The sequence below is a fragment of the Streptomyces sp. NPDC015127 genome (genome assembly GCF_043080095.1).
Classification (GTDB): Bacteria; Actinomycetota; Actinomycetes; order Streptomycetales; family Streptomycetaceae; genus Streptomyces.
Window position 1 is genome coordinate 438,622 of record NZ_JBIBVE010000002.1, and the last position, 12,868, is coordinate 451,489.

Genomic DNA, 12,868 nt, shown 5'->3' on the forward strand with positions numbered 1-12,868 from the left:
CGGGTGAGGGCAGGGGATCCGCGCCGGGTGTCCTCCACACGCTCTCACCGGCAGGAGTACACGAACCGCGCCGACGCCGTGTGTCGTGACGGTGAGACGATGCGCAGCTCGGCGCGCGCCCGGTACTCGCCGCGGCCGTGGAAGGTCCACAACAGGTGCAAGGTCGCCTGCTTCTGACCTCGCGCCACCTTCTCGTGGAGCGGTTCCGACGTCGTGCCGTCGCTGCGCAGCCAGCGGTAGGTGAGGGTGCCGGGCCTGCCGTCGGTTCTCACCACGCCGACGACATCGGCGGTGCCGTCGCAACCGGGCACCTCGGCGGGGGTTCGTACGGCGACGTCGCGGACGGCGACCCCGGGCCCGTAGCGCTGCCAGGCCAGGAAGGCCAGCACGGCCACCAGCACGACGGCCACCGGCGCCCAGCGGCGCAGCCGGGGGCCGCGCCGGCGTGCGGGGCCACCCACCGGCGGCTGCCCGGGGAGCGTGCCGTGCCACAGGGCGACGGCCGTCGTGGCACCGCCGGCGCGCCGTACGGCCGCGGTGACGCCCGGCCCGAATCGCAGGACGTCGCCCTCGACCCGGTCGGGCGTGGCGTCCGGTGTCCGGCGGGCGAACACGGCCGTCGGTGTGTCGTCGGCGTCCTGTGGCTCCGGATGGGTGAACCAGTGGCTTCCCAGGGCGGTCGCGCTGTAATCCTCGGCACCGCTGCCGTCCTGCCCCTCACCGGGGCGTGGAGCGAGGTGACCGCTCATGAGACCGGGCACCCCCTGCTCGTGAGGAGCTGCTGGGTGGACGTGCCGTTCGCGGCGCCCGGGTCCGTGGACGCCTGGACACCCCAGTAGCAGCCCTGCCCCTGGAAGGTGTGGGTGAGCGGGAGGGTGTACAGCGTGGCGCCGCTGCGTGCGAACGCCTGCGAGCCGTCCGGCGCGCCGAGCTGCCCCTTGGTGTCGCCGGTGTACCAGGACACGACGATCGTGACCGGACCCGTCCCGTCCGTGGTGACGTCGACCGTGGCCGATCCGGTCACCGTGCCGGTCTGGCGGAAGCTCGTGACGGAGACGGACCGTACGGACACCGGAGCCGTCGGCGTCGTGGGCGTCGTCGGGGTCGTCGGCCCGAGTGACGGCCCGGCGGACGGTTCGGTGCCGGGCCACGTGCTGGGCCCGGCCGTCGCAGGAGGTGGGCTCGTCGTCGGGGAGCCGGTGGGGCCGGGCGGGACACTCGCCGAGGGGGACGGTGAGGGCGACGGCGTCGCGGCCTCGTGCGACGGCGCCGGACCGACGGACCCCTCGGCCCCGGGGGCCGGCGTGCCGGGGCCGGTCGGCAGCGCACGCGTGGTGGCCACGGCCTCGGTGGTGGTCCGCCCGCCCGCGTCGCTGCCCGCCCGCGCGGCGACGGCGACGAGTACGGCGACCACGGCCGCGACGACTCCGGCAAGTATCCGGCGAAGCCCGGGAGTCAGCCATCCGCCGGGTCCCGTGTCCAGCGTGGTCGTCGCCACAGCGGTGGTGCCCGCCGCGCTCCCCCCTGCCGAGGGGAACAGCAGCGGCAGCAGCGCGGCGAGCGCCGCCAGCCTGCGCCGGCCGCGCTCCTCCCAGGCGGGCCCGTACGCCGCACCGGCGATCTCCTCCAGTTCGGCCACGAACGCCGCCGCGTTCTGCGGGCGTTCGGCGGGCGACTTCGCCAGCCCGCGCCGGATCAGCGGCCTGACCGCCTCGGGCGTGTCGTCCTCGGGGACCGGCGCGCCGATGTGCTGAAGGGCCAACTCGGCGATGTTCTCGCCGGTGTAGGGCTTGCGGCCGGTCAGGCACTCGTAGAACGTCGCGGTCGCCGCGTAGACGTCGGCCGCCGGGGAGGCCGGCTCGCCGTGCCACTGCTCCGGTGCCATGTACGCGGGAGTGCCTGCCACACCGGGCGTGCTGCCCCGGCCCGCCGCGATGCCGAAGTCCACCAGCTTGGACGTGCCGTCGGCCGACACCAGCACGTTCTCGGGCTTGTAGTCGCGGTGCACGACACCCGCGCCGTGGGCGGCGGCGAGTCCCAGCAGGGAGCCCTTGAGCACCACGAGGGCCGCCTCAGGACCGGTCGCCCCCTCGCGGACGAGCAGCGACCGCAACGCGATCCCGTCGACCAGTTCCATCACGATGGCGGCACCGTGCGGCGCCTCGACGTATTCGTAGAGCCGCACGACATGCGGTGAGTCCAGGGCGCCGAGCAGTCGCGCCTCCGCCCGGAACTCACGGACGAAGGCCGCGTCGCGGCGCAGCCGTTCACCGAGGTACTTCACCGCGACCGGCACGCCGGTGGCGTCATGGACGGCGAGGACGACACGCCCGCCGGCCCCCGATCCGAGCTCCCGGGACTCGGTGTATCCCGGCACCGACCACACGCTCATCGCGTCCCCCTGTCTGGCGGACGTCCCCGTGCCGGTCGTCGTCGCCGACCCGGCTCACGGACTGTCCCCAGCACAGACACATTTTCCTCACGGGCGGTTCCCGTAGGGATAGGGACAATTCCCGCACCCGCGACGCTTGGTATGGACCTGTCAGGCTCCCTCGGTTACGCTCCGCCCCGGCGCCTTCTGAGAGCGCTCTCAGTCCGACCTGTTTCCTCCCCACCCTGCCGGAACCAGTGAAAGGTCGAACGCCGTGAAACGCACGAAAATCCTGGTCACGAAACCCAGTCGTACCGGAGCCAGGAGCGCGACGACGCTCGTACGCACCGGCCTCGCCGCACTCCTCGCCTTCGGCGCCTGGGCGTCCGCCGGTGGCGGCCCCGCCTCCGCCACCGCGAGGGACCGGGTCCCGTCCGCAGGAGCCCAGGTGTCCGCGGGTCTGCTCGCGGCCGTGCAGCGGGACCTGGGGCTCACCGAAGCCCAGGCGCGGGAGCGCCTCGCGGCCGAGCGGGCCGCCGTCGCGATCGAACCCACGGCGCGTCGCGCCGCCGGGGGAGCGTACGCCGGGTCCTGGTTCGACGTGGACAGCGGACGCCTGACCGTCGCCGTCGCCGACGCGGGCAGGGCGGGTGCCGTACGGGCCACGGGCGCGGCGGTCCGGATCGTCGAGCACAGCGCGAGCCGGCTCGACGCGGCCAAACGGAAGATCGACGCGATGGCTGCTCCCGCCGGAGTGGGCAGCTGGCACGTCGACCCGGAGGCCAACCGGATCGTGATGAACGTCGTCGGCGCCGAGCGTGCGGACAACGATGTCGCAGCCTTCCTCGACCGTGCGCGTCAGGCCGGTCCGGTCGAGGTGAGGGAGGTGGCCGAGGCGCCGCGGACCTTCGCCGCGGGCACGGTCGGTGGCGACCCGTACTACACGGGCAACGTCCGCTGCTCGATCGGGTTCTCGGTGCACGGCGGCTTCGTGACGGCGGGCCACTGCGGGCGGCCGGGCGCGGCCGTGCGCGGCTGGGACGGCTCCCATATCGGCACGTTCCAGGGGTCGTCGTTCCCGGACAACGACTATGCGTGGGTGAACGTCGGCAGCGGCTGGTGGACCGTTCCCGTGGTGCTGGGCTGGGGCACGGTGCCCGACCGGTTGGTGCGCGGCTCGGCCGAGGCGCCCGTCGGCGCCTCGATCTGCCGCTCGGGCTCCACGACGCACTGGCACTGCGGGAGCGTTCTCGCGAAGAACGAGACCGTCAACTACAGCCAGGGTGCGGTCCATCAGATGACGAAGACCAGTGTGTGCGCCGAACCGGGCGACTCCGGCGGGTCGTTCATCAGCGGCGACCAGGCGCAGGGCGTCACGTCCGGCGGCTGGGGCAACTGCGGCGGCGGCGGACAGACGTGGTACCAGCCGGTCAACGAGATCCTGTCCCGCTACGGGCTGAGGCTGCACACGGCCTGACCGGTACGCGCTGGCCGCGCCTCTGTACCTGCTGATGCGCGAAACCGGCATGCTCAACACGCACCAGGGTCTGATCGTCGTCTACGTCGCCCTCAACGTGCCGTTCGCGATCTGGATCCTGCGGAACTACTTCCTGTCCATCCCCAAGGAGATGGAGGAGGTCGCCTGGATGGACGGCGCCTCGCCGGTCCGCACCGTCGTCTCGGTGATCCTTCCGCAGGCCAGGCCGGGCGTGTTCACCGCCGGCGTGTTCACCTTCACCGCATGCTGGACGGAGTTCCTGATAGCCGTCACGCTGAACAGTGCCGACGCCTACCGGACCATCCCGGTCGGCATGGCCCTGTTCGGCGACCAGTACGACGTCCCCTACGGCACGATCTTCGCCGCCGCGACCGTCTCCGTCCTGCCCATCGCCCTGTTGGTCCTCGTCTTCCGCAAGGCCGTCGTCTCCGGTCTGACCTCCGGCGCCGTCAAGGGCTGACCCGGCCTCGGCCCCCCGCCGCCCCGCATCGAAAGGCTGCACCCTCTTCATGACCACGTTCCGACCCGCCCCCGCCTGGCTGGCCGACGCCGTCTTCTACCAGATCTATCCGCAGAGCTTCGCCGACTCGAACGGCGACGGCATCGGCGACTTCAACGGCATCACCGACCGCCTCGACCACCTCGCCTGGCTGGGCGTGAACACGGTCTGGCTCAACCCGTGCTTCTCCTCGCCCTTCCGCGACGCCGGCTACGACATCGACGACTACCTCGCCCTCGCGCCCCGCTACGGAACCGACGACGACCTCGCCCGGCTCGTCGCCGAGGCGGCCCGCAGGGGCATCCGGGTCCTGCTCGACCTCGTCGCCGGACACACCTCGGACCGCCACCCCTGGTTCCTCGCGTCGGTCGACGACCCGGCCGACCACCGCTACATCTGGACCGACGGCGACCGGCCCGAAGGCTTCGTCGCCTCGCCGGGCCGCCGCCCCGGCGCCTACCTGCCCAACTTCTTCGACTCCCAGCCCGCCCTCAACTTCGGCTACGCGCGCCTCGACCCGGCCGAACCGTGGCGGCAGGGCCCCGACGCCGAAGGGCCGCGCGCCAACCGGCAGGCGCTGCGCGACATCATGGACCACTGGCTGCGGCTCGGCCTCGCGGGCTTCCGCGTCGACATGGCCGCCTCCCTCGTCAAGGACGACCCGGACAAGCGCGAGACCGCCGCCGTCTGGACCGGGCTGCGGCAGTGGCTGGACCGCACGCACCCGGAGGCCGTACTTCTGTCCGAGTGGGGCGACCCCGCCGTCTCCGTGCCGGCGGGCTTCCACGCGGACTTCTTCCTCCAGTTCGGCGGCCCCACCAACGGACGGCCCCTGCGCTCCCTGTGGAACAACCGCACCGGCACCGACAACGACGACTGGGACCCCGTCGACTGCTTCTTCGACCCCGAGGGCAAGGGAACCCCCGCCCACTTCGTCGAGGCATGGCAGTCCGCCGTCGAGGCCATCGGCGACAACGGCTTCACCGCCCTGCCCACGGCCAACCACGACTTCTCCCGCCTCAACTGCGGCCCCCGCACGGCCGAACAGCTCCCGGCGGCCTTCGCCTTCCAGCTCACCTGGCCCACCCTCCCCGCCGTCTACTACGGCGACGAGATCGGCATGCGCTTCGTCCCCGACCTCCCCGACAAGGAGGGCAGCGTCCTCGGTCCGCGCTACAACCGGGCCGGCTCCCGCACCCCCATGCAGTGGGACGACACCGAGAACGCCGGCTTCTCCACGGCCCCGGCCGACGCCCTCTACCTGCCCCTCGACCCCGACCCGGCCCGGCCCTCGGTCGCCGCCCAGCGCGACGACGACGCCTCGCTGCTGAACCTGGTCCGCCGCCTGATCGCCCTGCGCCGCGCCTCGCCGGAGCTCGGCCCCTCCGGATCGGTGGAGATCCTGCACACCGGCTACCCGTTCGTCCACGTACGCGGCGGCCGGTACCTCGTGATCGTCAACCCCGGCGCCGCCCCCGCGACGATCACGGTCGACGAGTCCCGCACCGCGGGCGCCCGCGCGCTGGAGGCGCACGGCATCCGCATCACGGACGGCACGATCACGGCGGACGGGTTCGCCTACGGCGTGTACAGCCTGACGCCGGGCGCCTGACACACCCGGGCACCGCCCGGCCCGCGCCGGATCCTCCCGCGCGTGCCGGCGGCTCGGCCGCCGGCACGGGCCGCCGACCGGGGGCACCGCGTCAGGCGAGCAGGGCCTTGATCGCCGGCCAGTCCGGCTCCATCGGTGCCGGCGATTCCCTGCCCGTCGCGATGTCCTTGAAGCCGCTGGACGTCGCGACGCACACCACGGGGCCGTCGTGGGACAGGGCGCCGGTGCGCAGGCCCGCGAGGGCGGCCGCCGACGAGAGCTCCACCCACAGGCCCTGGGCGGCCAGTTCGCGCGCCGCCGCGGCCATGTGCTCGTCCGTAACGGTGAGCGCCGCCCCGCCGCTCTCGCGTACCGCGACGACCCCGCGGACGCTGCCGACCGCACAGTCGATGGCGTACGCGTCCGTCGGGCCGACCGGCACCTGAGCGGCCGGGCGTCCCGTGCGGATCGCCGCGGCGAGCGCACCCGCCGCGGCGGGCTCGCAGGCGACCATGCGCGGGACGCGCGGCGCGAGGCCGAGCAGCGTCAGCTCGTGGAAGCCCTTCCAGACCCCGAACAGCAACTCGCCGTAGCCCGTAGGCACGTACACGGCCTCCGGCACCTCGCCGAGGTCGAGAAAGATCTCGTACGCGATGGTCTTGTAGCCCTCCGGCCCGAACGGGTGCCCGGTGTGCGCGCTGCTGGTCAGGCTGCTCACCGGCTGGTAGCCGAACTCGTCGGCGATGCGCCGCATCAGCGGCTTCACGGACTCGTACGGCACGGTCAGGACCACGGCGCCGTACGCCCGAAGGAAGGACGCGACCGCGGGCGGGACCGACGGTGAGGTGAAGACCGCGCACGGCAGACCGGCGCGGGCCGCGTACGCCGCCGCGGCGGCCCCGTGGTTGCCGGAGGAGGAGACGACGATGCCGCGGGCCCCGCTCGCCGCCGCCGCGCCGACGGCGACGCGGTTGAGACGGTCCTTGTGGCTCCACGTCGGGTTGCGCGACTCGTCCTTGACGAGGACGCCGTCGGGCAGTGCGACGAGCGGGGTGCCGCCCTCGCCGAGGCCGGGCGAGCCCAGCGGCGGCAGCAGCGGGGCCCAGCGCTCCAGACCGTGCGCCGCGGGGCGCGTGAACAGGTCCGTGGGCACCCGGTCGTAGTCGTAGTCGATCTCCAGCGGGTAGGGCAGGCCCACGGTGGACGTGGCGGGGCACCCGCCGGTGAGCGGAGGCCACAGCGGAAAGCGGGCCGTGGGATCGCCCAATGACCGCTGGGCGACCGCGAGTGAGGGCTCCGGCGCTGAACTCCGCGCCGGAGTCGGGGAGGTGGACCGGTCGGGCACGCGGTTCGGTGTCTCCATAGAGGCGATCATGCCAGCGCCCCCGCTGCGTGCCGGGCCCTTCCGCGCAACCCCGCTCGGCACCAGGCCCTCTCGCCCGCACGGCGGGTCAGGCCGCCACGACCCGTACGCTCTCCATCGACGGGTCGGCCGCGTCCGGGATCAGGAGTCCGGAAGCCGCACCGCTGCGCAGATAGTCCAGCACCTCGGCCGTGACGAGTTCGCCGGGAGCCACGGCAGGCACGCCGGGCGGATAGGGGCTGATCATCTCGGCCGCGATCCGCCCCACCGCCTGCGAGGCGGGAACCTGTTCGGCAGGACCGAAGAACGCCGTGCGCGGCAGCATGACCTGTTCCAGCTCCAGCGCACCCGGTTCGGGCAGATCCACCGGACGACCGCCGTCGACGGCACCGGCTCCGGCCGCGTCGACCAGCCGGGTCAGCGAGTCGAGGAACAGCTCCTCCGTACGGTCGTCGTCGGCATGCGTGATCACGCCACTGACCCGGCAGGTGTCCGACGCCCCCATGTCCACATGGCAGTTCGTACGCAGCCACTCGGTGGCCCGCATGCCGCTGATGCCCAGCTCCCGCACGTCCACCACGATCTTGAGCAGATCGAGGTCGGCCGCGAGACCCATCTCCACGATCTCGGGCCCCATCAGCCGCAGACCCGGTACCGCCTCCAGCGCCTTCCGCAGCCGGCGGGCGCGGCGCAGGGCGCCGTCGACGAGCTCGTAGCCCTGTTCCACCATCTGCCGCCGCCAGCCGTCCAGCGACGCGTAGACCAGCGACGAGGCGCTCGTCGTGCCGAGGAGGTCCTAGGGGGTGTCTCGCCGATCATGCCGGGCTCGCGACGCCCTGCGACCCCGTCTCCCGCGTTGTCGTCGGTCGCCATGGCTCCGCCATTGTCTCCCTCCTCCGCCTTGGATCCGGGCCCGCATGACGCCGCTCACTGATCCGGCCCGATCGGCGAGACACCCCCTAGCGCTGCTTGAGCGCGTCGGCCGACACACGGTCGCCCTAGAGGTGGAAGACCGAACTCTGCTCGACCGCGCTGCCCATCTTGTGCACGCTCGTGACGACGAGATCGGCGCCCGCGTCCATGCCCCAGGCCGGCAGGCCGTCGTGGAACGGAAGATGCGCGCCCCACGCCTCGTCGACGATGAGCGGCACGTCCTGGGCATGGCAGACCCTGGCCAGGCCCTCGATGTCCGCACACGAACCCCAGTCGGTCGGAGTGATCAGCAGCATGCCCTTCGCCTCAGGGTGCTCCGCCAGCGCCCGGCGCACGTCGTCCGGCTCCGGCGGGTGCGCGAGGTGCCGCTCGGCATCGAACGCGGGGTGCACCCACACCGGCTCGACGCCGCTGACGACGACCGCCGCGATCACGGACTTGTGGGCATTGCGGGACACGAGGAGCTTCTCACCGGGCGCGTACGGCCGATACGACCGCGGGGGTACGGGTTGCCACCCGGAGCGCGCTCAAACCGGCGTCGTCCCGCGTGGGCGCGGGGGTGCCCGACGGCCGTGGAGCGGACGGCACGCCAACTCCACGCCGAGCCCGTGCGGTTGGGCGGCGGCCCGCGCCTGTCCGACCACACGGCCCGGACCGGCGGAAGCCGGGGACCCGGCCGGGGTTGGCCGACCGGCCGGGTGGGCGATGTGCGCCGCTTGGCCAGAACGTTCCGACAGCGGCTACGGTGCTGAGGTGGTGATCACTGGAGAGAACTCGGCGCCGGGTACCGCGTTGCTGCTGGCAGCGGCCCCGGCCGGCAAAGGCCGTCTCGTGGACGCGGCGTCCGTGCTGCCGGCGCTCGCCGCCGTGCCTGCTCCTGTGCTGACCGGTACCACGGGCACGGCAGCCACCGTGATCGAGCTCGCCGACCCGCTCGACCCGCAGACCGTGCTGACCCGCATCCGCGGGGCGGCCGCCGCGCCCGGGCCGCTGTTCCTCTACCTCGCGGGGCAGTTGCACGTCGACCGCAAGCAGAGACAGCTGCACTTCGCCCTCGCCCGGACGACCCCGGCGACCGTGCGGTACACGGCGCTGCCGTGGCACTGGCTGGCAGGTGAGCTCAGGGCCCGCCGGCCGGGGACGACGACGGTGGTCGTGGACCTGGTCGCCGACGGCGAGGCATGGCAGCAGGTGTCCGAGGGCCACGCCGGACTCGGCCCCGGGACGCTGCTGTACGGCAGGATCGCGCCCGCACCCGGCCGCCGTACGGTGGCGCCGCCGGCGTACCTGAGGGCGATGGCCACCATCTGGCGCAGCGGCGCGCGGCCGTCCTTCGCGCAGCTGCACGAGCAGGCCGCCGCCCAGTCGGAACATCCGGCCGGCGCCCTGCTCTTCCCCCCGATACCGACGTCACCCGCAACGCCCCAGCCCCCAGCCGCACGTGCCCCGCTCCCCACACCGCCCGAGCCCCAGCCCCCCGGCACGCCCGCGCCCGCGGGGGCGACGGCGCCCGCGGTCCATGCGCCCACGTCCGCAGACGCGACCGTGGCCGGCGCCCAGGCGCCTGCGCTCGGGAGAGAGTTCGGTGGGGCGGTGCCGCCCGCGCCCGCACAGACGCCCCAGTCCGCGCAGGGCCCCGTGCCCGCGACCACGCAACCCGCGCCCGCGCGACCCGCATCCGCCCACGCGCCCGCGGAGAGGCCCCCGTCCGAAGTACCGTCCGCGGATCCTCAAGTCGCCGCAGCCGTCCCGGCCGTTGCGAGCGGCGGGGCGCTCTCCGGCCGGGAGGATCCGCATCCGGCCATCCTCGCCGCGGCCCGCGCCGGGCGGCACACCGAGGCCGCCGCGGCCGCCGCCGCATGTGAGGGCGAGGCCCTGCGCGCGTACGGGCCCGCCTCGGTGCAGGCGCTGCACTGGCTGGAGGTACGGGCCGACCTCGCGCGCCTCGCCCGCGACCCCGCCCGCAGCTGCGAGCTGTGGATGGCGGTGGCCGACGCCCGGCTGCGGCGGCAGCAGACCGCCGACGACCCCGATGTCGAAGGGGCCGTCGACCGCGCGCACCATCAGTGGGAGCAGATCCGCGACGCCGCGCGGGCACGCCGGCTCGCGCCGGAACTCGTCCGGTTGCGCAGGCGCGTACCGGGCCGTCAACGCGGCGCACTGCAGCTGCTCCAGCGCAGGCTGGAGCAACTGCAGTCGGGGCCTTCCGTCACATCCTGAGTTGCTCCCGCGCATCCGGAGTTGCTCCCGCGCACCGTCAGGTCGGACGGCTCCTGCCCCGCTCACCGGGCATCCTGCCCCGCTCACCGGGCATCGTGCCCCGCGCATCGGGCATGTCGGTCTCGATCCGCTCCTTGCGGACCTGGCCCGTGACCGTTTCCTCCTCCGTGCGCTCCTCGACCCTCAGGCGGATCCGCTCCACGGGTTCAGTGCGGGTCTCGACCACCGGCCGCTCCTCGTACAGCGGGACGTCGTGCTCCGCCTCGGAGATCTCCGGGCCGGACATCGCGGCCGCCCGGTTGGCCTCGGTGATCGGCTCGCGCTCAACGCGCACCTCGGTGTGGCGCAGCGGGACGGTCTGCTGTTCCTCTTCGGTGACGACGTACTTGCGCAGCCGGGCGTGCCCGACCTCGCGCCGCTCCGTGCCGACGTGCAGGTGTTCCTCGGAGCGCGTCATGGCGATGTCGGTGTCCTCGGCCTTGAGGTCGCCGGCGGTGCCGCGCCGCATCGATTCGCCCGCCTTGCCGCGCGATGCGGTGGTGTCGCCCGCGTCAGGGGTGCCGCGCATCGGCTTGGTGCCGGCCGCGCCGTGTGCCGGGGAGGTGCGGCCGGCCATGCCCTGGCCCTCCGCCGTTCCCCTCATGTCCTTGGCGGCGGATTCGCCGGTGGTGCTGCGGTCGCGTGCGTGCCTGCCGGTGCCCGCGACGCCCGCGGCTCCCGCGATGCCTCCGGCGGCGCCGGCTCCGGCCGCACCCGCGGCACCCGAGCGGTCCGTTCCGGAGGAGGTCCCCGCCGCGCCGGCCGTGCCGGACTGGGCCCAGCCCTTGTCGGGGCGGTTCGCGTCCTGCCATGCGGCGTCCCAGTCGATGCTGTAGTGCCGGTACAGGCGCTCCTCCTCCTGACGGGAGAGGTGGCCGCCGGCGTCGACGTCGACGTGGGGAGCTTCCTTGATCTTGTTCTTCGGGTAGGGCACCTCGAGGTGGTCCTCGACCATCGCGGCGTCTCTGATGGGTACGAAGGACTCGCTGGTGCCGAACAGGCCGGTCTGCACGCTGACCCAGTCCGGCTGCCCCGTGGCGTCGTCGACGAAGACATGCTTCGCGTTGCCGACCTTGTTGCCTTCGGCGTCGTAGACCGGACGGTCCAGCACATTCGGGATCTGGTCTCGGGTGATCACTGTCTTCCTCCCTCTTCGCGGCGTCCCTCCGCGCCCCGAGTAGCCGGAAGAAATAGGGCTAAACAACTATAAAGTTGGCAATATCGATCAGACCGGAAGGGGCCTCGTTGGCCTCTTTCCTCTCCGTGTCGCGACTGTTACGATCCGTTCCGGAACGGAATGAAAATAGGGGAGGCATGATGCGCGTCAAGGATTTCGATCACCTCGTACTCAACGTGGCGGACGTCGAGCGCTCGCTCGAGTTCTACTGCGGCCCTCTTGGGCTGGAGCCGGTCAGGGTGGAGGAGTGGCGGGCGGGCAAGGTGCCGTTCCCCTCGGCGCGGATCAGCCCGACCGCCATCATCGACCTGGTAAGCCGCCCCCGCGGCGAGTCCAACGTGGACCACCTGTGCCTGGTCGTCGACCCGCTCGACTGGCAGGAGGTCATCGACTCCGGGCGGTTCACCGTCCTCGAAGGGCCGGTCGACCGCTACGGAGCCCGGGGCAGCGCGCAGTCGATATACGTGCAGGACCCGGACGGCAACACGGTCGAACTGCGTTGGTACCCGCAGGATGCCGCGGACTGAGCCCCGCCGCGGGCGGCCCCGGGACCCGGCGATCGACACCGCCGTACTGTCGGCGACCCTCGCGGTCCTGCGCGAACAGGGGTACGCGCGATTCGCCCTTGAGGCGGTCGCTGCCCGGGCGGGCACGACCAAGCCCTCGATCCGGCGCCGTTGGCCGGTCCGCCAGGAGCTGGTCATCGATGCCCTGGCGTCGGTCCTCGTCACGCCCCCCGTCCCGGACACCGGCTGCACCCGCTGCGATCTGACGGAGAGTGTGCGGCTGCTCGCCGAGGCACTGCACGACCGGCTCCCGGCCGGCGTCCTCGCCCCGCTGGTGGCCGACTGCGCACGCGAACCCGCGCTGCACCGGCGCCTGATCGACACCGTGGTGCAGCCGAGCAGGCGGGCCGCGGCGGTCGCGGTACGGCGCGCGGTCGACCGGGGCGATCTGCACGCCGACGTGGATCCCGAACTGCTCGTCGATCTGCTCGCGTCGACGGTCTACCAGCGGGCGCTGTTCGGCGACGGGCCGATCGGCGAGACATCCGCACGCCCGCTGGTGGACCTGCTGCTGCGCGGGGTCGCCGTCGATTTCGACCGGCTGGTGCGGATCAGCCGGCGGTCCGCCGGCGCCCGGCACCGCCACTGATCCTCGGCCGACCGCCCGTACC

At 73.3% G+C, this 12,868-nt stretch carries 11 protein-coding genes and 1 pseudogene; 6 read left to right on the forward strand and 6 right to left on the reverse strand.

All coding sequences use genetic code 11. The features are described 5' to 3' along the window. Window positions 1-44 precede the first annotated feature (44 nt). Both ACF08N_RS05250 and ACF08N_RS05255 read right to left on the reverse strand, forming a co-directional pair. Window positions 45-749 (reverse strand): hypothetical protein, encoded by a 705-nt coding sequence (locus ACF08N_RS05250; protein WP_392323237.1) that lies wholly within the window; start codon window positions 747-749, stop codon window positions 45-47. Next, a complete protein-coding gene (locus ACF08N_RS05255) occupies window positions 746-2,392 on the reverse strand; it encodes a protein kinase (protein ID WP_392323238.1) in 1,647 nt (548 codons plus the stop codon). Before ACF08N_RS05255 ends, ACF08N_RS05250 begins: the two co-directional genes overlap by 4 nt. Window positions 2,393-2,663: 271 nt before the next feature. On the opposite strand from ACF08N_RS05255, the gene ACF08N_RS05260 reads away from it, so the two are divergent. The 3 genes from ACF08N_RS05260 to ACF08N_RS05270 are packed head-to-tail and all read left to right on the forward strand — an operon-like array spanning window position 2,664 to window position 5,980. Further along, complete coding sequence (locus ACF08N_RS05260; RefSeq protein ID WP_392323427.1) at window positions 2,664-3,848, forward strand: S1 family peptidase; 1,185 nt, start codon at window positions 2,664-2,666, stop codon at window positions 3,846-3,848. Window positions 3,849-3,882: 34 nt separating this feature from the next. After that, window positions 3,883-4,329, forward strand: coding sequence for a carbohydrate ABC transporter permease (locus tag ACF08N_RS05265; protein WP_392323239.1), 447 nt, complete (start codon window positions 3,883-3,885; stop codon window positions 4,327-4,329). 49 nt (window positions 4,330-4,378) lie between these two features. Further along, window positions 4,379-5,980 carry an alpha-amylase family glycosyl hydrolase gene (locus ACF08N_RS05270; protein ID WP_392323240.1) on the forward strand — a complete coding sequence of 534 codons (1,602 nt, stop codon included), beginning with the start codon at window positions 4,379-4,381 and terminating at the stop codon, window positions 5,978-5,980. A gap of 91 nt (window positions 5,981-6,071) precedes the next feature. Here ACF08N_RS05270 and ACF08N_RS05275 read toward each other — a convergent pair whose 3' ends face one another. The 3 genes and pseudogenes from ACF08N_RS05275 to ACF08N_RS05285 form a co-directional block, all read right to left on the reverse strand. After that, complete coding sequence (locus tag ACF08N_RS05275) at window positions 6,072-7,322, reverse strand: pyridoxal-phosphate dependent enzyme (RefSeq protein ID WP_392323241.1); 1,251 nt, start codon at window positions 7,320-7,322, stop codon at window positions 6,072-6,074. Between the two features lie 88 nt (window positions 7,323-7,410). Further along, window positions 7,411-8,052: a hypothetical protein gene (locus tag ACF08N_RS05280; protein WP_392323242.1), complete on the reverse strand. Its 642-nt coding sequence runs from the start codon at window positions 8,050-8,052 to the stop codon at window positions 7,411-7,413. 271 nt (window positions 8,053-8,323) lie between these two features. Continuing rightward, a pseudogene (locus ACF08N_RS05285) lies at window positions 8,324-8,731 on the reverse strand (ornithine decarboxylase); the annotation flags it as partial. Window positions 8,732-9,008: 277 nt separating this feature from the next. Here ACF08N_RS05285 and ACF08N_RS05290 point away from each other — a divergent pair. Next, entirely contained in the window at window positions 9,009-10,475 is a 1,467-nt protein-coding gene (locus ACF08N_RS05290) for a hypothetical protein (protein WP_392323243.1), read from the forward strand. A 37-nt stretch (window positions 10,476-10,512) separates the two neighbouring features. Here ACF08N_RS05290 and ACF08N_RS05295 read toward each other — a convergent pair whose 3' ends face one another. Next, complete coding sequence (locus ACF08N_RS05295; RefSeq protein ID WP_392323244.1) at window positions 10,513-11,652, reverse strand: DUF2382 domain-containing protein; 1,140 nt, start codon at window positions 11,650-11,652, stop codon at window positions 10,513-10,515. Window positions 11,653-11,831: 179 nt separating this feature from the next. On the opposite strand from ACF08N_RS05295, the gene ACF08N_RS05300 reads away from it, so the two are divergent. Together ACF08N_RS05300 and ACF08N_RS05305 are read left to right on the forward strand one after the other, a co-directional pair. Beyond that, a complete protein-coding gene (locus ACF08N_RS05300; protein WP_392323245.1) occupies window positions 11,832-12,218 on the forward strand; it encodes a VOC family protein in 387 nt (128 codons plus the stop codon). After that, window positions 12,205-12,846 (forward strand): TetR/AcrR family transcriptional regulator, encoded by a 642-nt coding sequence (locus tag ACF08N_RS05305; protein WP_392323246.1) that lies wholly within the window; start codon window positions 12,205-12,207, stop codon window positions 12,844-12,846. The genes ACF08N_RS05300 and ACF08N_RS05305 overlap by 14 nt, the downstream gene beginning before the upstream one ends. Window positions 12,847-12,868 lie beyond the last annotated feature (22 nt).